Source organism: Microvirga yunnanensis (genome assembly GCF_025460875.1).
Genome location: NZ_JAMXFI010000144.1, coordinates 1 through 20,861, shown reverse-complemented (window position 1 = coordinate 20,861; position 20,861 = coordinate 1). Strand labels below are relative to the sequence as shown.

Genomic DNA, 20,861 nt, shown 5'->3' with positions numbered 1-20,861 from the left:
AGCTCCAGCGTCCAGCGGGCCCGGCCCGCCGGCGGCTGTGCGCAGGCGGTCGCCACCAGCAGCGCCTCCTCCGGGCCTGAGAGCTTGCGGGCGGCACCGGGACGGGGCTCCTCGCTGAGGGCCCGCTCCAGGTTGCCTTCCACGAAGCGACGCTTGGTCCGGTACACGGTCGAGCCGCCCACAGCGACACTCTGGGCAATCGTCTCGTCCGGCACCCCAGCATCAGCCGCCAGCAGGATCTGCGCGCGCTTGAGCTTTCGGGCCGCCTGCTTGCCGCCGCTGAGCATCGCCTGGAGTTGGGTGTGCTCGGCCTCGCTCAGCTCAATCCGGTAGCGTATGGTCATCTCGGCCTCCCGTGTAAGAGGCCGAGATGAATCAGCCGATGAAGCGAGCGTGTGGCGGATGTCTGAGAACAGCTTCACTGACCGGCAGGGTCAGTACCTGGCCTTCATCGACGCCTACACGCGCGTCCATGGCCGCCCTCCGGCCGAGACCGACATGCAGCGCCATTTCCAGGTCACGCCGCCTTCCGTGTACCAGATGATCCTGACCTTGGAACGGGCCGGCCTGATCCGCCGTCAGCCCGGGGTGGCGCGAAGCATCGAGGTGTTGGTCGCCCCTGAAGGCCTGCCCCTCCTCCGCCACCCCCAACCGGTCAAATCCTCTGCGCCGAGGATCTAGCGCATCGGACGCAAAAGTGGGAACCGGCTTTGCGTGAAAAGTTGCTTCACACCAAAAGCTTGAAGCATCGGGCGTGAGTTCGATGACATGTCCGATGCTTGAGAGGTGCCGGAGGGCCAAGGAGCCCTCCACCCACCCCCCTCCATCCACCGCCGACGCTCTGGCGCCGCGAAATTCTTTTCTCTCCGGGGCGGGTGAGACAAAAGAATTTTCTATCGGCACAGGTTCTTTAAAAAGAACGTTTCATTGACTTGTGATGCAACCCCGCGCGACACTCATGTCATGTCAGCATTCGCCCTTCTGCCTCAAACAGCGCCTTTCGGAGACGACGACCGGCTCAGCCTCGATCGCGTCCTGAGCGCGGCGTCTCCCATCCAGCGCGCGTGGCTCGCCGGCTTCCTGGCTGGGATCGATGCGGGTCAGGCGCCCCTCCCCCGGGTGGACGCCCCGGCCCGGGCAGCGGAGCCGCTCACGATCCTCTTCGCCAGCGAGTCGGGCAACGCGGAGCGGCTGGCCCAGGACGTGGCGAAGCTCGCCCGCAAGAGCGGCTTCAAGCCGAAGATCGTCGATTTCGCCGATCTCGACGTGGCCGACCTGCCGCAGCACGGAAAACTGGCAGTGATCGCCGCCACCTGGGGCGAAGGCGAGCCGCCGGGGCGGGCTGCCCGGGCCTATGCGGATCTGATGGGACCATCGGCGCCTCGTCTCGACGGGACGAGCTTCGCCGTCCTGGCGCTGGGCGACACCGCCTATGCGGAGTTCTGCGGCGTCGGAAAAGCCCTCGATGCGCGGTTTGCCGAACTCGGTGCCGCGCGCGCGGCCGACAGGGTCGATTGCGATCTGGATTTCGAGGCGCCTGCCGCCGCCTGGATCAAGAAGGCGCTTGAAGCCTTCGCTCCGGCCCCGGAGAGCTCAGGCAACGTGGTGTCGGTCGATTTCGGTCCCCGCGTCAGCGTCGAGCCGAGCCGAGACCCGGTGATCGGCGAGGTCGTCGAGCATGTCAACCTGAGTTCCTCGCGCTCCGACAAGGAGACGATTCACCTGGCGCTCGGTTTCGACGGCGGCGCGCCTGCTTACGAGCCTGGCGACGCACTCGAACTGTTTCCCGAGAACGACCCGGCCCTCGTGGACGCCGTTCTCGCGGCGACAGGACTGCCTGCCGACGACAGCTTGCGCGCCACGTTGACGACCGAGCGCGACATCACGACCCTCTCGGTCAAGACCCTCGAAGCATTCGCCGCCGAGACGGGACATGCGGAGCTTCGCAAGCTCCTGGACGAGGGGCAGGCCCGCGCCTGGATCGAGGGACGTCAGTTCATCGACCTCGTCGAGGCCTATCCCGCCACGCTGACCGGGCAGCAGCTCACGGCGCTCACCCGACCTCTCCCGCCGCGGGCCTATTCCATCGCGTCCTCGCGCCGGGAAGTCGGCGACGAGGCGCATCTTCTGATCGCGGCCGTCCGCTATGAAGCCCATGGGCGCGTGCGCCGGGGTGTCGCGTCAACCTTCGTGGCGGACCGGCTCAAGGCGGGCGCGACCGCCCGCGTCCGCCTGAAGCCCAACAAGCATTTCCGGCTGCCAGACCCTTCCACCGACATCATCATGATCGGCCCGGGAACCGGCATCGCTCCCTTCCGCGCCTTCGTTCAGGAACGGCGTGCCCTCGCAGCGGGCGGCAGGTCCTGGCTGTTCTTCGGCGACCGGCGCTACACGCACGACTTCCTCTATCAGCTGGAATGGCAGGATGCCCTGAAGGACGGATCGCTCGCCCGGCTGGACCTCGCCTTCTCCCGCGACACGCCGCAGAAGGTCTACGTGCAGCACCGACTCTGGGAGCAGCGCCGCGACCTCGTCGACTGGCTGGACAACGGCGCGCAGCTTTATGTGTGCGGCGATGCCAAGGCGATGGCGAAGGACGTCCGCGCCGCGCTCGTCGCGGCACTGGCCGACGTGAAGGTCCTTTCCCCCGAGGCGGCCGAACACGCCGTCGCCGAACTCGAGCGCGGCCGGCGCTATCACCAAGACGTTTATTGAGAAGCACGAACGATGTCCAAGGAACTCTCGCGGAACGAGCGCATCAAAGAGGCAAGCGGCTTTCTGCGCGGCACGCTCGCGGAAGGCCTCACCGACATCGTGACCGGAGCGATCACCGAGGACGACCAGCAGCTGGTCAAGTTCCACGGCATGTATCTGCAGGACGACCGGGATCTGCGGGCCGAGCGGACGAAGAAGAAGCTCGAGAAGGCCTATTCCTTCATGATCCGCCTGCGGATTCCGGGCGGCGTCTGCACGCCGGCCCAATGGCTGCAGCTCGACCGGATCGCCCAGGACTACGCCAACGGCACGCTCCGCCTGACGACCCGGCAGACGTTCCAGTTCCATGGCGTGATCAAGTCGAACCTGAAGGCGACGATGAGGGCCATCGACGCGGCCCTCCTCGATACCCTTGCCGCCTGCGGCGACGTCAACCGCAACGTGCTGGCCTCCACCAACCCGCATCAATCCCGCGCCCACGCGGCGGCTCTCGATCTGGCCCGGTCGATATCCGGGCATCTCCTGCCGCAGACGCCGGCCTATCGGGAGATCTGGCTCGACGGAGAGAAAGTCGCCGGAGGCGAAGAGGTCGTCGAGCCCGTCTACGGCCGGACCTACCTGCCGCGGAAGTTCAAGACGGTGGTGGCCGTTCCGCCGTCGAACGAGGTCGACATCTTCGCGCAGGATCTCGGCTTCATCGCGATCCTCGACAAGAAGGGCGAGATCAAAGGATGGAACGTGACGGTCGGCGGCGGCATGGGCATGACCCATGGCGAGGAGGATACCTATCCCCGCACGGCCGACGTGCTGGGCTTCTGCCGGACCGAGGACGCCCTTGCCGTCGCGGAGGCGGTCGTGACCGTGCAGCGTGACTGGGGCGACCGCACACTGCGCAAGCATGCGCGCCTCAAATACACCATCGAGGATCGCGGACTCGCGGCGTTCCGCGCCGAGGTCGAGCGGCGCATCGGCAAAGCTCTCGGCAAGCCGCAGCCCTTCCGGTTCGACAGCAACGGCGACCGCTACGGCTGGGTCGAGGGCGAAGACGGGCGCTCCCACCTGACGCTCTTCGTCGAGAACGGTCGCCTGCGCGATATCCCGGGCGGCCCTTCTCTCCTGACGGGCTTCCGCCGGATCGCCGAGATCCACGACGGCGAGTTCCGCCTCACGGCGAACCAGAACGTCATCGTGGCCGACGTGTCGCCTGAGAAGCGCTCGGAGATCGAAGCCCTCGTTGCGGAATACGGCCTGACGAGCCACGCCACGGCCCTGCGCCGCAACGCGATGGCCTGCGTGGCCCTGCCCACCTGCGGCCTGGCGCTGGCCGAGAGCGAGCGCTATTTGCCGTCGCTCGTGACGGCCCTCGAGGAGCGGCTCAGCCTTCGCGGCCTCGCCGAGGACGAGATCACGATCCGCATGACCGGCTGCCCCAACGGCTGCGCCCGCCCATACATCGCGGAGATCGGCCTCGTGGGCAAAGGTCCCGGGCGGTACAATCTCTATCTCGGCGGCGCCTTCGATGGGTCCCGCCTCTCGAAGCTCTACGGGGTCGACCTGCAGCACGACGAGATCATCGCCGCTCTCGATCCGCTCTTCGCGGCCTATGCCCACGGCCGGAAGCCCGCGGAGCGATTCGGGGATTTCGTCATCCGGGCGGGGATCGTGGCCGCGACGGAGAACGGACGCGATTTCCACGCCAACACGGGCCCCCTGGCCGAGGCGGCGGAATGAGTGAGCCTCTCCGGCCCGAGGACCGGCGTCCCGCGCGCCTCAACGCCCTGCCGAAGCTACCGGTCTTCGTCGATCTCGCCGGGCGTTCGATTCTGGTGGCCGGAGGATCCGATGGGATCGCCTGGAAGGTCGAACTCCTCGCGGCGGCGGGCGGCACCGTCAGGATCGTTGCGGAGAACCCGTCGCCGGAGCTTCGCGCCGCCGTTCGAAACGACCCGGCGCATCTCACCCTTGTCCGAAGGCCCTGGCGTGAGGCGGACCTGGTCGCGGTCTCTGTCGCCATCGCGGACATCGAGGATCGGTTCGAGGCGGAAGCCTTCGCCCAAGCGGCACGCCGGCACGGCGCCCTTGTCAACATCGTCGATCAGCCGACCTTCTGCGACTTTCAGTTCGGCACCATCGTCAATCGCGCTCCCGTCGTCGTGTCGATCTCGACCGATGGCGCGGCTCCCATCCTGGGCCAGGCCATCCGCCGGCGCATCGAGGCGGTCCTGCCCTCTTCGCTCGGCGCTTGGGCGCAAGCCGCGAAGGACTTCCGTGACCGCCTGCGGGAGATCGTGCCGTCGAAGCCGGGTCGACGCCGGTTCTGGGAACGGTTCGTCGATACCGCGTTCGTCAACGGATCCCAAGTTCGTGACGGCATGCTGGATCGCCTCGCCCGCGAAATCGGCGACGGCGTCCCGGAATCGCCCGGACGAGGTGAGGTCGTCATCGTCGGCGCGGGTCCGGGCGATCCCGAGCTTCTGACCCTGAAGGCCATGCGCGAGCTGCAGGCGGCCGATGTGATCGTCTACGACCGCCTCGTCACGCCGGCCGTCCTCGAACTGGCGCGCCGGGAAGCCCGCCGCGTCCATGTGGGCAAGGAGGGCCATGGCGCATCGTGCCGTCAGGACGACATCAACGCCCTCATCGTCGATCTGGCGCTTGCAGGCGAGCGCGTCGTTCGTCTCAAAGGCGGGGATCCCGCCATCTTCGGACGAACCGGTGAAGAGGTGGCCGCATGCCGGGAAGCCGGCGTTCCGGTCCGGATCGTTCCGGGCGTCACGACGGCAAGCGCCGCGGCGGCCTCGCTCAACGCGTCCCTGACCCATCGCGACCATGCTCAAAGGGTTCAGTTCATCACCGCCCATGACCGGCATGGGGATCTTCCGGAGAATCTGAATCTCGCGGCCCTGGCGGACCCGCAAGCGACGACGATCGTCTATATGGGCCGACGCACGGCATCCAAGCTGGCGACCCGGATGGTCGAGAGCGGCCTGCCGAGCGACACACCGGTCGTGGCCATCAGCAACGTATCGCGCGACGATCAGGACAGCGTGCATTCGACGATCGGGAATGTGGCGCGCGGCATCGACCTTCCCCAGGACGGGCCGCTGATCATCGCCATCGGGGCATCCGTTGCCGCGCCGAGGGATATCCAGGATCAACCGTTCAACGCTTTCGACGCGCAGAAGCAGCTCCCTCCCGACAACGAGCAGCTTGTTCGCGCATTGCTGGATCACTGAAAGCGGCTGACGCTTCCGTCACAACGGCCTTGCCGCTGCGGGCGCGGCAATCTGATCGAAATAGGCAACCCTGCCGGCAACGGCCGCTCCGACCGCGAGCCAGAACACAAGGATCCCGAAAATCATTTTGCGCGATGAGCGTGAATGTCCGTGAGACATGCTGTCGTGTGTGCCTGCTGTCATCTCCCTTCAATTTACAGGTCACACAGGCAAACGGACAGCATCTTCGACGTGACGATTGAAATTCAGAAGATCGTTCTCGTCATGGCCCGCCGTGGGTCGAAATCATTCCATGGACGCCATTCGGAGAAGCAAAAAAATTCCAAGGCTCGCTCTCGGCGAGGGAGCCTTGGTGAAGATCACGCTGCCGTCTCGCGACAGTGGACACTCACGCGAGCTTGGTGAAATCGATCGGCTTGGTGCGATCGAGCGACGCGCGCATCGGCGGGAGCGGATATTTCAGACCGGTCGCGCAATTGAACAGCACGACGCGCTCATCCCCGCGCAGCCGACCGTCGGCGAGCGCCTGTCGATAGGCCGCGACGGTTGCGCCGCCTTCCGGGCTCAGCAGAAGGCCGTCGTCGCGCGCCACCGATGCGACCGCGTCCGTGATGGCCTCGTCCGAGACGGCCATGGCAAAGCCGCCGCTGTCCCGCACCGCGCGAAGAATGAGGAAGTCGCCCACGGCCTGCGGCACGCGAATGCCCCATGCGAGCGTATGGGCATTCTCCCAGCGGGTGGCCGTCTCCGTGCCCTCTTCGAAGGCCCGCACCATCGGGGCGCATCCTTCCGCCTGAACGGCGACCATGCGCGGCCGCTTGCTGCCGATGAAGCCGATGGCCTCCAGCTCGTCGAAGGCCTTCCACATGCCGATGAGACCGGTGCCGCCCCCCGTCGGATAGAAGATCACGTCGGGAAGCTCCCAGCCGAGCTGTTCCGCAAGCTCCAAGCCCATCGTCTTCTTGCCCTCGATCCGATAGGGCTCCTTGAGGGTGGAGACGTCGAACCATCCCGTCGCCTCGTGGCCCTGCGCAACGAGCTTTCCGCAATCGTCGATCAGGCCGTTGACGCGATAGACGGAGGCTCCCTGAAGGGCGATCTCGGACAGGTTGATCTCCGGCGTGTCCTCCGGGCAGAAGACGGTGGCGCGCATGCCCGCGCGGCTCGCATAAGCGGCAAGAGCCGCTCCGGCATTGCCGTTGCTCGGCATGGCCAGATGCCCGATGCCGAAAGCCTTGGCCATGGACACGGCCATCACGAGGCCACGGGCCTTGAACGATCCCGTAGGAAGACGGCCCTCGTCCTTCACGAGCACCTCCCCGCCGCCGGTCTTGGACCGGGCGAGCGGAACGAGCGGGGTGGCGGTTTCTCCGAGGCTCACGATGTCCGCGGTGCGGCGCACCGGCAGGAGCTCGCGCCAGCGCCACAGATCGTTCGGACGCCGGGACAGCTCGTCCTTGCTGAGAGCGGCGCGAACACCCTCGAGATCGTAGCGCACCAACAGGGGCTTGCCGGCGCGGGAGAGATTGTGGGGCTTGTCCGCCTCGTAGATCTCGCCGGTCCAGGAACACTCGAGATGGGTGACGAAGGTCGGCCGATCGGAGATGAGATTTGCGTTGGCATTCATGGGATCGCCTTTTGACACCGTGATGGGAGCCATCGTGATGAGCCGCAGCGTCGCCAGCGGCACGGGAAGCGAATGAATACCGGATTCGCCGCGTCTGGGACATCACTGATCGTCGTGCAGGATAGCCGTCGGCACGCTCTTCTTCGGGCCTGCCCTACGACGCTCGCTCGAATGTGCGACCGAGGCAGAGCATCGTCGTGCTGCATGGCGCGACGATGCTCTTCCTGCTGTCCTGTCGATCGACCGAGCGCGACGGTCTGCTCTCCGGTCTCTCCTACCGCCGCCAGTTGACCACGGCCACGCCCGCGAGCGCCATCAGGCCGCCGGCGGCGCCGAGCATCGTCGGCACCTCCCCGAGCCAGGCGAAGCCCAGGAGAGTCGCGACCGGCGGAACGCAGTACATGAAGTTCGACGCGCGGCTCGCCGGCAGGCGAGACAGGGCGATGGCCCAGGTGCCGTAGGCGATGAGGCTCGGGACAAGGCCGAGATAGATCACGGCCAGGGCCCCCGATGAAGGGGCGGCGGCGAATTGACCGGCGCCGCTCGGGAGCCACGGGGCAAGGACCAGCGCGCCGAGCACCATGTTCCAGGCCGAGACCGTCAGCGGCTTGTGCCGGGCGAAGAGCGGCTTCTGGACCACGGTGGTCACCGAGTTGCAGAGCGCCGCTCCGAGGATGAGCAGGGCTCCGGTGTCGAGGCGCATTCCTTCGCCCTCGCCGAGGGCGATGAGCCCGATGCCGGCGAACGACAGGGCCGTTCCTGTCCAGGCCCGCGCGCTGAACCGCTCGCCCAGCACGAGCATCGCGAGCCCGGCCGTCATGATCGGGTTCGTGTTGATGATGAAGCTCGCCGCCCCGGCCGAGACGGTCATCTCGCCCATGTTGAGAAGCGCCGTATAAAGCGCCACGAACAGAAGGCCGCCCGCCGCCAGGCGGAGGAAATCGGCCGGTGTCGGCCAGCCCGGACGGGTGACGATGAGGAAGAGAGCGGCCGGCACGGCCGCGATCGCAAACCGCAGGGCGCCGAGTTCAATCGGGCCGAAGGTCTGCAGGCCGGCCCGGATGGCCGGGAAGGCCGACGCCCAGGCGAGGATCGTGACGATCACCGCAACGGCCGTCACATGGTCGAACGACAGGGGTTTGGAGGGATGGGCGGCACCGATGCTCATGGGACACTCGCGAAGGAAAGGGCGAGCCCGACAATTCGTCGTTCCGAGCTGATTGACAATCGAACAATTCAACGGTCAGCTGTGAGCATGAGTCATAGCTCTGCCCCCTTGCCACCCCTCGATGCCCTGCGGGCTTTCGAAGCCGCAGCTCGGCTCGGCAGCTTCTCGGCCGCGGCGAACGACCTGCACCTGACCCACGGCGCCATCAGCCGACAAGTGGCCAAGCTCGAGCATTGGCTCGGGGAGCGGCTGTTCGACCGGCAGGCGCGCGGCGTCGCGCTGACGCCGCAGGGGCAGCGCCTCCATCAGCGGACGAGCGAGGCCTTCGCGCTGATCGCGGACAGCTCCGACCGCTGGATCGAGCAGCGCGGCGCGGCCATCGTCCGCCTGACGTCGATCCCATCGGTCAGCAGTCTCTGGCTCATGCCGCGCCTGAGAGCCTTCGAGGCCGGCGATCCGTCCCTGCGGATCGAGTTCGTGGTCGAGCACCGCAGCATCGACCTCGAGGCCGAGGGGATCGATCTGGCCATCCGCTGCGGGCGCGGCAGCCTGCCGGGACGAATATCCGTGCGCCTGTTCGAGGAAAAGTGCTTCCCGATCGCATCGCCAACGCTTGCGGAGACGCTCGGCGCCGGGCCGCCGGAACGGCTTCTGAACTATCCCCTGGTCCATGATTCCGATGCATCGGCATGGCGGGCATGGTTCGCCGCGCAAGGCATGGATTACCGCCCTCGCCCGCAGGACCGCCGCTTCGAGGATTACAACCTCGTCCTCGATGCCGCCGCCCATGGCCTGGGCATCGCGCTGGCCCGGCCGCCCCTGGCGGGCGATGCCTTGCGCACCGGGCGTGTCGCGGCGGTGGATCCGCGCACGGTGGTCAATCCCGTATCGTACTGGCTCGACCGGACCCCAGGCCGCCTCCGGCCGTCAGCAGCGGAACTGGCCCGGCGCATCATGGTGGAGGCCGGGGTGAACGGTGCGGATGCCCGGACATTCCTGAGCGCGTAAAGATCTCCCACCATCAGCATCGAGCCGGCCCCGCCACTCGCGCCACCCTCGATCCCACATCAGGCTCGCAGCCTCACGGCTGCGGGTCCACAGGTGCTGGCTCTTTGACATCGACACAGATCAAGCATCCGCTCCGCAGCATGACGCTCCCCTGTCCTTCCACCCTCTCGCGTCATGGCCGGGCTTGTGCCGGCCATCCCGATGCGGAAAGGCGCGGCGCTTCAATCCATCGAGATCATCGGGACGAGCCCGGTGATAACGACGGAGGGCGCCCATCGCGGTGGCGCCACCCTCCCACGCTATCGTAGGGCCTGTCACGGCCACACCGACCGGCAAGGCGCCGCGCCCCACAGAAGCGAGAGAACCGGCACAAGCCCGGCCATTGCACACAGCGGCAGCCCCAGTCCCTCGCCGGCGCGGAGTCGCGCTCTGTCCCGCCGTGCGGCAATTTTTTGCCGGCGAAGCGCTTCGCTGCGCCGAAAAATGGTCTACAGAAGCGCCCGCGGGATCGGCCAGGGAGCGAGGGGCGAACACGATGGCATCGAAGGGCTGGGCGGCCTTCCGCCACAGGGATTTCCGGCTGTTCTGCGCGGCCCGGTTCGCCATGGCGCTGGCCGTGCAGGTTCAGACGGTCGCCGTCGCCTGGCTGGTCTACGATGCCAGCGGCAGCGCGCTCAACCTCGGCCTGGTCGGGCTCGCGTCGTTCCTGCCCACCATTGCGCTCGTGCTCGTGACCGGCCTCGTGGCCGACCGGTACAGCCGGCGCTGGATCCTCATGCTGGTCTTCTCGGCCATGATGCTGACCTCGCTCGGCCTGCTCACGCAGGTGCAGGCGGGCGTGCCGGCGCTCTGGCCGATCTACGGCCTCCTGGTGGCCTTCGGGGCCGCCCGGGCCTTCGGCAACCCCGCCGCCCAGGCCATCGTGCCTGGCCTGGTGCCGCCGGGCGACCTCGCCAATGCCATCGCCTGGAACTCCTCGGTCCAGCAGGTCGCCACCATCAGCGGCCCGGCGGTCGGCGGCATCCTGTACGCGGTCCACCCGACGGCGCCGTTCATGGGATCGGCCGTGTGTTTCGGGCTCGCCGCCCTGCTCGTGGCGGCCCTACGCCTGCGCCCGGCCGAGGCCAGGCGCGAGCCGGTGACCTGGTCCCGCCTCGTGGCCGGGCTCGTGTTCCTGCGCACGAGGCCGATCCTGCTCGGGGCGATCTCCCTGGACCTCTTCGCGGTCCTTCTGGGCGGGGCCACGGCCCTAATGCCGATCTTCGCCCGCGACGTGTTCCATGTGGGCCCCTGGGGCCTCGGCCTCCTGCGCTCCATGCCGGCGGTCGGGGCCGTCACCATGGCGGTCGTCCTGGCCCATTCCTCGCTCCTGTCCCAACGGGCCGGCCTGCGCATGCTGCAGGCGGTGGGCGTCTTCGGCCTGGCGACCGTTGGGTTCGGCCTGTCCACGAGCTTCGGCCTGACCCTGGTGCTGCTCGCCATCCTCGGGGCGGCCGACATGGTCAGCGTCGTGGTGCGCCAGACCCTCGTCCAGGCGGAGACCCCGGACGATCTGCGCGGGCGCGTGGCTGCGGTCAACACGGTGTTCATCGGCGCGTCCAACGAGCTCGGCGAGTTCGAGTCGGGAACGCTCGCCTGGCTCGTCGGGGCCTCTCCCGCCGTCGTGATCGGAGGCATCGGGACGATCATGCTCGCGGGGCTCTGGCGGTTCTGGTTTCCGGATCTCGCCCGGCGCGATCAGCTCGTCCGCAGCGAGGCGACGGCGGAGGCCGCGCCGCAGAAGACCTGATCGAAGCAGGGTCATTTGGACGAGGCCGGGGCCTCGATCTGATGCCGGATCCGCTGGATGTAGAAGTCATGGTAGTCGTCGAGCCCGAAAACCTTGCCGGCTTCCCGACAGATCAGGATCGTTTCGAGAGCCTGCGACCATTCCCTGGCCCGATAGGCCGCGAGCATCGCGTCGTTCCGCTCCAGCAGGCCGATGAAGTCGGGACCGGAGGCCATGTCGCCCCGTCCGAGCAGCGCGAAGATGCGCTCGGGGTCCTGCTTGCCACGGACCTGCAGATGATCCAGTTCGAGGACGGCGAACCGCGAGCGCACCGCCTGGGCGGTCTTCTCCCCGACGATGATCGGGACGCCGTACTGCTTGGTCAGCCCCTCCAGGCGGGACGCCAGATTGACCGTGTCGCCCAGGACGGAATAGTTGAAGTGCAGGTCGGAGCCAAAATTGCCGACCACGCAGACACCCGTGTTCAGGCCGATCCCAATCCGGAGCGGTGCAGCCCACTGCGTCGGATCGGCCTCCCGCCGGCGCTCGTCGTTCAGAGTCTCAAGGCTCTCCAGCATGGTGAGAGCGGCCTCGCAGGCATGCGCCTCATGGGAGATGTCGTCGAGCGGGGCGTTCCAGAAGGCCATGATGGCATCGCCCATATATTTGTCGATCGTTCCCCGATGCTGCACGATGTCCTTGGTCAGGGGCGTGAAGAGGCGGTTGATCAGCGCGGTCAATCCCTGCGGGTCGTCCTTGTACGCCTCCGAGATGGCCGTGAAGCCCCGGATGTCGGAGAACAGCACGGTGAGCTCGCGCTGCTCGCCGCCCAGCGTCAGCCGCTCGGGCGAATGCGCCAGCTGCTCGACGAGATCAGGAGAGATGTACTGGCTGAAGGCCGATCGGATCCAGCGGCGATCCGCCGACACGGTCATGTAGTTCGTGCAGATCAGGACGGCATAGACGAGGAAGCTCGAGGTCAGCGGGAACGTGTAGTCGATCAGGAGATCGAGATACGAGAAGCAGTACCACGACATACCCAGAATTAGAGCCGCGATCGTGCCGCCGAGCAGGAAGAGCGGCCCGGCACTCACCGTGGGGGCCAGCCCGATGACCGTCAGGCCGAGCAGGGCCGCCAGCAGGATTTCGGCGAAGGCCGTGTAGCTGGGGCGGCTCAGGGTCGATCGCGTCAGCGCGCTCTCGAGCAGTTGCGCGTGCAGTTCGACCCCGGGAAGGGCCGGATGGACGGGCGTCACCTTGAGATCGAGCAGCCCGGCTGCCGAGGTCCCGATCAGCACCATCTTTCCGGCGATCCGATCAGCCGGGACACGGTCCTCCAGCAGGTCGATGGCGGAGATGTACTTGCCCAGTTCGGGAGCCGAGAAGTGGATCCAGATCCGTCCCTTGCCGTCGGTCGGAATCTCGAAATCCTGCACGCTGACGCTTCGCACGCCGCTCAGATCCGTCTTGATGAGGATGCCCCCGGCTCCCGTGGCCACCCGCAGCATTTCGAGCGACAGCGACGGAACCACGGTCTGGTTCGCCAAGGCGACGACCGGGACGCGGCGGACCGTCCCGTCCCCTTCGGGGCTGATCGAGAAAAGGCCATGTCCCTGCGCTGCATCATCCAGGACGGGCAGGTTGCGCAGCAGCTGCGGAAAGTCCACTAGGAACGCGCGTGGATCCGGTCCCAGGGTGGCGATCGGCGCCTGACTGGCGGGCCGGGCGCTCAGCGCCGCTCCCGATACGCGATAGCCCGATTGTCCGAGGACGACCTTCGCGTTACGGATCGCCTCGGCAAAGATCGCATCGTTGCCGGGGAGACGCCGAAGCCTCTCGATCGTTGCATCGTCCAGCCCCTGAAAGGTTCTCGCCGCAACGTCCGGAGAACTGCGATCCTCTTCGGGGAAAAGCACGTCGAATCCGATGACCTCTCCCCCGAGCCCCACGATCTTCGAGATCATCTCGGCCATGACCGTGCGAGGCCAAGGCCATTGCCCCAAAACCCTCAGGCTCTGCTCGTCGATATCGATGATGCTGACGAGGTCCTTGCGTTCGGTGCGCGGATGCATGAGCTGATAGATGTCGAAGGACTTCTGGCGCAGCGCCTCCACAGGTTCCGGATCCCAGACCCGCACGGCCAGAAGGCTGACGAGAAGCAGCAGGCTGACGATCCGTCCGATCCCGAAGCGCCGCAGCTTTTTGAGGATCAAGGTCATCGGGACGGATCCGTCGAGCCGCATGTCCGTCCGGCGGCCCCATTCCCTTGGACGCTTGCGCCCGACAGCCTATGGCCGGGAATGAAGAGGCACGCCGGTCGGCTCATGGATCCCTCACAGGATGAGGTCCGTCGAACGAGGGAGAGCGCCCGCGATCGTCAGCTCCGTCGTCAGGACCTCGCCGCTGGCGAACGTGACGATTGCCGACACCGTGTTCTCATCGCCCACCAGCCGCCTCAGGCCGCCGATAGAGGCATCGAGGACATAACCGCTCGCTGTTGCGGTGAGATCTTCGAGACCGAACTCCGGAATCTCCGTTCCGTTCACGAAGATGTCGAGATCTCTGACGACCCCGCTCGGGAGCGGTGCTCCGAGGACGGAGACATCGATCTGATCCGGCGACGTCAGACGCGAGGCCCCGCCCGTATTGTCGATCACGTTCAGCTGGGAAAGGCTCGCGTTGGCGCCAACGCCAAGGGCCGTGATCCTCGCCTCATGAACGTCGTTCAGAGTGGCGAGTTCCGCATTGACCGGGCCTTGCCCGTTGCCATCGGAGAGAAAGTAGAGAAAATTCTTTTCTCCTCCCTGGTCCAAATCCTGCAGCCGTTCGTTGGCTGCCCGCAGCGCGTCCGCGAAATTCGTGCCGCCTCCTGCGTTCAACCCTCTCAGATGGCTCGCGATCGCGCCTTCGCCCGCGACGCCGAGGCTGAACGTCATGGCGTTCACGATTCCTCCTGCCGAGGCTTCGGCCGGGTCGGCGCTGCCATTGAACGGGATCACCGTCACCGTGACGTCGGCTGGGGAAAAGCCCAGTCCTCTGATGCGCTCGGTCAGCGCGATCAGACTGGCGATTTCCGCATCCAGAACCGTATCGGCGCGTCCGTCGCCATTGAGATCGCCGACCGGCGCTCCCTGGAACGGATCCGACGTACTTCCCGAGATGTCGATCAGGTAGAGCACGTTCATCTGAGGCTGCAGAATCGGCCCCAGACCAATGACGAGATCGAGGTCCGCCGTTGCAGTCGTCGTTGCCGACGGCGCATCGATGGTGAGAGAGACCGGCTGGCTGTTGAATCCGAGGGTGTCACCGCTCGAAGCGGACACATGAGGCGCCGAAAACGTTCCGGTGCCGCGCACCTGCACGGTGACGTCCGCCGTGTCGCTGCCTCCCTTCCCGTCGGAGATCGTATAGGTGAATGTCACCGTCGCGGTCTCACCCGCGCTGAGAGCCTCGAATTCCGTTCCCGGATCGAAAACGAGATCTCCGGACGGGCTTCGGAAGACCGATCCCTCGAGCGGGGCGGTCCAGCTCGTGATATGGATCGCATTGCCGTCCACATCACGGTCGTTCGCGCGCACGGGCAGGATCCGTTGTCCGGCCTCTGCGGCATCGAGAATGCTGTCGCTCGCGGCATTGGGAGCGTCGTTTCGCCCGATGACGGTCCAGGACACCGAAGCCGGAATGCGGACGTTCTCGTCGATCTGCAAGATATAATCGATGGTGACGACCTGGGATTCGCCCTCTCCCAGGTGCTGGTAGGCCGGGTGCGACGGATTGAGAGAAAAACTCTGCGAACCGGCGAGAAATCGCACGCCCGCAGGCAGCGTGGCCGGTACGATCAACACGGAGCGCCCTGCCTCGTCCCGCATCAGAGTGTCGGGCAATGCGTCAAGCCGGGCAAGCGGTCCATCCTCGATTGCCCGACCGAGAACCTCGGCAGGAGACGTGATGATCGCGGGAATGATCAGGTTTGAGGGCGGCGCGCGTCCCGTGCCGGATGGGGTGATGACGCTGAACTGCGACGGGTCGGGGGTTTCGACCGGTTGGGGCAGGTTCACCGGAACGATCGGCGCATCCTCGAAATCGCTGCTGCCCCTCCTCTGTCGCGGCTCCTGGGAGAACACCTGAAAGAGATCCCGGACAAAGTCGCTTTCGCCACGGATGTCGTCGCCCGTTTTCGTGATCTGCGTGATTCGCGGTTCGGAGCCGGCGACGGGAGTCAACAGCGTCGACGTGCGGGCGTCCGACATCGCGGTGATCACCTGCGACGGGTTCGCCTTGTCGAGCAGGAGGAAGGAACCGACGGTTCCGTCCGGCTCGGTCAGCAGCGAGAACCGCGTGGCACCACTGACGGCGGCGACCTCTGCCTGTACGGCGGTTCCCCTGATGGCCATGGTGGCGACGGGAGTATCGACCTTGAGATCCCCTGTCTTGGCGATCCGGCCCGCGACAAATCCGATCAGACCTTGAACGAGGGTGAACAGCGCCGAATTCGAGCTCGAATCGGCAGCGTAGACCATATCGTTCAGCACCATCCGGGCGCTGGCGGACAGGTTGAACACCGTCCCGTCGTTGAACTTGATCGTCAACGAGGACGACGATCCGGTCTGAACGACATCGCCTTTGGCGACCGCGTCGCCGACCTGCAGGTCGACCGACACGCCATTTCGCAGGACCGTCGCGGTCCCCGACACCTTCTCGACCCGCCCGATCGGCGCGCGCCCGGCAGGAGCACCGGAGAGCTGGGCATATTGTCCCCGCAGATCCGCTCCTGCGAGCAATGCGATGGTCTCCGCTGTGAGGCTCGCTCCCTCGGGCGTCGTGATGTTCAGGCGTCTGTCCCCGCTGAAATAGTCGAGAATGACCGCCGTCGCGTCAGGCCTCGCCAGCAGAAGATCGGCCCCAGATCGCTTGAAATCTGCAGTAAACAGGAGATCCTTATCCGGAAAGACAACGGATGCGTCAGAGTCAGCGCGGCTCTCCGACGCCTCGGCGGCGTCGACCCAGATGTCGAAAACACTGGCGCCGTCCCGAGACTGGTACACAGCTGAACCCTTGTGTTCCAAGGAATGATAGCTCTTTCGAACGTTCATTCCTACCGGAAGCAAATCTCAAGGTTAGGCATCCTGGCCGCAGGCTTGTCGCCGGGCCCTGTCCAGGACACGAAAAATATGACTCTAATCCTGTCCGTCTTGCAGTTCCTCGGCCTCGCATGGGACGACTGAATTCCGATGAAGGCTTTTTCATCCTGCCCGAGGGATCACTTCAGTCCTTCTGCCGAATGGAAGAACGGGAGATCGTATCACGCCCGGAACTCTTGGCGGCGGGGTCCTCGGCCGGTCTCAAGAAGAAGGTGTCAGCCCTGCTCCACTCCAGAGAGCGTCCGCTTGCACTCCGGTCGGCTTGTCGCTGCCGATCATGCCTGCCGGCCCATCGTTCCAACCCATTCCGATCTTCTCCTCCATGACATCGCTAACACCGGTCTTGATCGACTGCGTCGTCGATTGTCCTGAATGATCCGCGGTCTTGAGCCTGTTTCGGTGAAGTGGATCCGGTTCACCGTCAGAAACGGCGACGGGTCATGGTGCCCTCCTGGGATGATGCCGTCCACGCATTCGCAACATCGCCCCATCGGATGCCGCCCCTCCCGGCGAACCTTCAGGCACTCATCCTACGAACTCATGAGCACGGCACTCCTTGGTGCGTTCTTGACTTGCCCGGGACGGCATAACGGAACATCGAAAGCGACGCGGCAGAATCCGCTGCTTTCGATCTCTGCATCGATCCCGTACTCGTTCAGGATATCCTCGACGATGCCGAGACCAATCCCGCTGGAACCTGGCTCCGATCGTCCCGGAACGCCCCGCTCGGGCCGTCCTCCCTGTCCATCGCCCGAGAACCCAGGACCGTCGTCCGCGACACTGATCCTTGCCTTATCGTCCAATCTTTCCACCTGGATGGTGACGCAGGCTTTCGCCCATTTACGAGCATTGTCGAGCAGATTGCCCATGACCTCGCCAAAATCGTGGGGATCCATATCGATGGCCACGTCGGCTGGGATATCCGTCTGCCAAATCAGCCGCTCACCTCTCGGCATGTGCTGCATCAATCGCAGAAGACGAACGATGGTCTGGTCGACTTGCGTATAGGCCCCGCAGGCGGCTGGGGTGCCGCTCGTGCGAACCCGCGCGAGTTCGCGCTCCACATGCGTGTAGATCAAGCGAAGCTGCTCCTGCATGCATTCGGCGGCCTCCTGAAGCCCCGCTTGCTCAAGGCGCCGCACCTCACCCCCCAGAATCGTCAAAGGCGTTTTCAAGCCGTGAGCCAGCGCGCCAGCGCGGTCGCGCGCCTTGCGGACGAGATCTTCCTGGCGGTCAAGGAGATTGTTGATGCTCTCGACGAGCGGGGACAGTTCATCGGGAAAGTGTCGGGTCATGCGCCGGATTTGACCGGTCCGTATTGCGTTCAGTTCCTGTCCGACCGACCTCAATGGACGCAATCCCAGCCAGAGCTGAAGCCATGCGAAAAGGACGAGCACGGCGGCAATCGGGATGAGGACCCGCGTCACATCCCATCCGAAGGCCTGACGCAGTTCTACGATCTGGTCGTGATCGAGGGCGACGGCGAGACTCACACGACGCGGACCCTGCGGACCATCCGTCGCGACCTCCCGTTCGATGATGTAGAGTTCGGAGCCGTCGGGCCCTTCGACCTCGAATGCGCGGTCCTGTTCACCGCTCTCTCGATGTCCATTCGTTGGAAGCTCCTTATCCCATAGAGAACGCGACCGCACGATCGCTCGTCCACCTTCGGAGACTTGCCAGTAAGCTCCGCCATAGGGCTGGTGATAGCGGGGATCCGTCAGCTTCTCGCCAATCTGACCCTCGCCTCCCGCGCCGAAGGCCGTTGCCAGTTCCGTCCAGTGAATGTTGAGATCCTGCTCGACATACCGGAGAACCTGTCGCTCGAAAAAGAAAACCAGGGATGCGCCTGCGACTGCAATCGTTGCGACGATGGACATGACGGCGACGAACAGGAGCCGGAGCCTTATCGAATTGCGTGTCATGACGCGGGCGTCTCCATGATGTATCCGTGACCGCGTCGAGTTCCGATCGCCTTCGCTCCGATTTTGCGACGCAGGCGGGCTACGAGAGCCTCGACGGCGTTACTCTCCGGCTCGTCCGAGCCATAGACATGTTCGACGAGTTCACCCTGGGTGACGACGCGGTCTCGGTTGTGCGCCAAGTACCTGAGCAGACGGAATTCAAGCGGCGATAGCTCGATCGCTCTGCCATGGAGCAGGACCCTCAAACGCCGCGTGTCGATATGCAGAGCGCCAACCTCGATGAGAGGTGTTACGTGGCGCCCCACCCGCCGCAGCAGCGCAGCCAAGCGGGCCAGGAGTTCCTCCATCTCGAAGGGCTTCGTCAGATAGTCATCGGCCCCGGCGTCAATTCCCTCAACTCTTTGAAGCCATGATCCTCGTGCCGTCAGGACCAGGATCGGAACCGTGCTGGACTCGTCCCGCAATCGCCTGACCACGGAGAGGCCGTCGAGCTTCGGCAATCCGAGATCGAGGATGAGCGCATCATACTCCTCGGTCGATGCCCGGAACCATCCTTCCTCGCCATCTCGCGCGATATCGACCACATATCCGGTTTCGGCCAGAGCATGGTGGATGTCGCTGGCGATGGCCGGTTCATCCTCGACGAGAAGGATTCTCATCAGCGTCTCCTGATTTGGAGGATTTGGCTGTTCCGCGCATCGACGACGACCTCCTGATACCGACGGTCGCGGGTGAGAATGAGGAATTCGTAACGCCATTCACCAGTCCAGGATTGGCGCAGATCAACCTCCAGAACCTGACCCGGAACGGCTCGCGAGACCATGGGAAGCACAGCGCTCAACGCAAGAGCCCATCCCTGTGAAACCGCCTCCCTGGCACTCTCGGGGGAGGTGCTGCCCCAGCCGCGCGACGTCGCGTTATCGTCATCGTCACGCCCTCGACCGCGTCCACGACCGGAGCCGTCATCTCCACCACGACCCTGACCTTCTCCGCCTGACCCGTGGCCAGGACCGCTGTTGTCACTGCCCCGGCCGCTATTGTCGCTGCCCCGGCCACTGTTGTCGCTGCCCCGGCCACTGTTGTCGCTGCCGCCATGCCCTCCTCCATCGCCGCCTCCTCCGCCATCTTTGGCGAACGTGGTCGTTGGGTGACCGGTTTGCACAGCGGCAGCAGCCAAAGCCGCAACGATGAAGACGAGGAGGTGGCGCCGGATCATGGGAACTTCCAAAGTCACTCAGCATAGCATGCCCCACCTGATATTTCGCTGACATGCATTATCAGCTTCGTATGTCCGGCTTCCCCCATGCTGTCTCTCACCGGCGCCTATTGCGCTTCGGATGAAGGGAAAGAGACAATGTTGAAGCGAAACGCGACAAGGACGAGCATTCTGGCTCTTGGGACAGTTCTGGCATCACTGACCGCCGCCATGCCGGCCGCGATCATGAGCGCAACACTGTCACCCGCGCTTGCCCGCGGCGGCGATGATCACGGCGGAAGCCGCGGAGGTGACGACCACGGCGGACGTGGAGGTCAGGGCAGCGATGACCAGGGCGGACATTCCGGCGGCGACAGCGGACGCGGGGGGCGCGGCGGGGACGACGGTGGAAGAGGCGCGGGACGCGGCAGCGCTGATCAAGCGGGACCTCGCGCGGACGGCGGCGGGCGACGCGGCCATGGGGCGGACGATGGCGCGCAAGCCGCGACGACGTCGAGAGACCGCATGCGGGAGCAGCATCAAACACGCACCCGCACCCGCGGAGCGGACGATCGCTTGGAAGTGATGCGTGTCCGCGGGCGCGGCGCAGACGACGCAGGCACGCAGGACGACAACGGAGGCCGGCTCGGTCGCGACAGACGCTTCGAGCCTGGCGATGATCGCAGGATCAATGGCCGATGAGGCTAGAGCATCGGACGTGAAAAGTGGACACCACTTTTGGGATTCATCCGAGGCTCCCTCTCTTGATCGGCGCATCGGATGAGGCGGGCCCAGCGGGCCGCGCAAGCGACCCGAAGGGCCACGCTAGTGTTGTGACTCTAACGCTTGTTTCGCACGGGCGACCTTTTCCAGGATCGCTGAGGCCGGGGCGGTCCAGACAAAGGGGCGAGGGTCGGCATTGTGGTGCTCCAGGTAGTCCATGATCGCGCTCTCCAGATCGGGCACGCTCGTGAAGGCGCCCCGCCGGATGCGCTCCTGCGTGATCAGGGCGAAGAAGCGCTCGACCAGGTTGAGCCACGAAGCCGAAGTCGGGGTGAAGTGCAGGTGGAAGCGCGGA

13 protein-coding genes and 2 pseudogenes are annotated in these 20,861 nt (G+C 65.5%); 6 read left to right on the top strand and 9 right to left on the bottom strand.

What is annotated here, in order from left to right:
- Positions 1–344, bottom strand: a 344-nt coding sequence (locus tag NF876_RS37975; RefSeq protein WP_262273084.1) for a helix-turn-helix domain-containing protein, incomplete at its 3' end; no start/stop codon positions are given.
- Between the two features lie 58 nt (positions 345–402).
- Between NF876_RS37975 and NF876_RS37970 the strand changes: the two genes are divergently transcribed.
- From NF876_RS37970 to cysG, 4 genes and pseudogenes are all read left to right on the top strand, one after another.
- Positions 403–681: a LexA family protein gene (locus NF876_RS37970; RefSeq protein WP_262273083.1), complete on the top strand. Its 279-nt coding sequence runs from the start codon at positions 403–405 to the stop codon at positions 679–681.
- Positions 682–963: 282 nt separating this feature from the next.
- Positions 964–2,715, top strand: a complete 1,752-nt coding sequence (locus NF876_RS37965) for a diflavin oxidoreductase (protein WP_262273082.1) — start codon at positions 964–966, stop codon at positions 2,713–2,715.
- Positions 2,716–2,739: 24 nt separating this feature from the next.
- Positions 2,740–4,446 (top strand): annotated as a pseudogene (locus NF876_RS37960) (NADPH-dependent assimilatory sulfite reductase hemoprotein subunit); the annotation flags it as partial.
- Positions 4,443–5,951, top strand: a complete 1,509-nt coding sequence (cysG, locus tag NF876_RS37955; protein WP_262273081.1) for a siroheme synthase CysG — start codon at positions 4,443–4,445, stop codon at positions 5,949–5,951. The pseudogene NF876_RS37960 and the gene cysG, both read left to right, overlap by 4 nt.
- A gap of 388 nt (positions 5,952–6,339) precedes the next feature.
- Here the strand turns inward: cysG and NF876_RS37950 are convergent, their stop codons facing one another.
- On the bottom strand, positions 6,340–7,578 hold the full coding sequence (locus tag NF876_RS37950) for a threonine synthase (RefSeq protein ID WP_262273080.1): 1,239 nt from the start codon (positions 7,576–7,578) through the stop codon (positions 6,340–6,342).
- A gap of 274 nt (positions 7,579–7,852) precedes the next feature.
- Positions 7,853–8,746, bottom strand: a complete 894-nt coding sequence (locus NF876_RS37945; RefSeq protein WP_262273079.1) for a DMT family transporter — start codon at positions 8,744–8,746, stop codon at positions 7,853–7,855.
- Positions 8,747–8,833: 87 nt separating this feature from the next.
- Between NF876_RS37945 and NF876_RS37940 the strand changes: the two genes are divergently transcribed.
- Both NF876_RS37940 and NF876_RS37935 read left to right on the top strand, forming a co-directional pair.
- Positions 8,834–9,754, top strand: coding sequence for a LysR substrate-binding domain-containing protein (locus NF876_RS37940; RefSeq protein WP_262273078.1), 921 nt, complete (start codon positions 8,834–8,836; stop codon positions 9,752–9,754).
- Positions 9,755–10,289: 535 nt separating this feature from the next.
- Positions 10,290–11,543, top strand: a complete 1,254-nt coding sequence (locus tag NF876_RS37935; RefSeq protein ID WP_262273077.1) for an MFS transporter — start codon at positions 10,290–10,292, stop codon at positions 11,541–11,543.
- 11 nt (positions 11,544–11,554) lie between these two features.
- Here the strand turns inward: NF876_RS37935 and NF876_RS37930 are convergent, their stop codons facing one another.
- The 6 genes and pseudogenes from NF876_RS37930 to NF876_RS37905 form a co-directional block, all read right to left on the bottom strand.
- A complete protein-coding gene (locus NF876_RS37930) occupies positions 11,555–13,741 on the bottom strand; it encodes a CHASE2 domain-containing protein (RefSeq protein ID WP_262273076.1) in 2,187 nt (728 codons plus the stop codon).
- Between the two features lie 114 nt (positions 13,742–13,855).
- Entirely contained in the window at positions 13,856–16,567 is a 2,712-nt protein-coding gene (locus NF876_RS37925; protein ID WP_262273075.1) for an Ig-like domain-containing protein, read from the bottom strand.
- Positions 16,568–17,193: 626 nt separating this feature from the next.
- Positions 17,194–18,588 carry an ATP-binding protein gene (locus NF876_RS37920; RefSeq protein WP_262273074.1) on the bottom strand — a complete coding sequence of 465 codons (1,395 nt, stop codon included), beginning with the start codon at positions 18,586–18,588 and terminating at the stop codon, positions 17,194–17,196.
- Positions 18,585–19,247, bottom strand: a complete 663-nt coding sequence (locus NF876_RS37915) for a response regulator transcription factor (RefSeq protein WP_262273073.1) — start codon at positions 19,245–19,247, stop codon at positions 18,585–18,587. Before NF876_RS37915 ends, NF876_RS37920 begins: the two co-directional genes overlap by 4 nt.
- 797 nt (positions 19,248–20,044) lie before the next feature.
- Positions 20,045–20,560, bottom strand: coding sequence for a hypothetical protein (locus tag NF876_RS37910; RefSeq protein WP_262273072.1), 516 nt, complete (start codon positions 20,558–20,560; stop codon positions 20,045–20,047).
- Between the two features lie 48 nt (positions 20,561–20,608).
- Positions 20,609–20,861 (bottom strand): annotated as a pseudogene (locus NF876_RS37905) (IS630 family transposase); the annotation flags it as partial.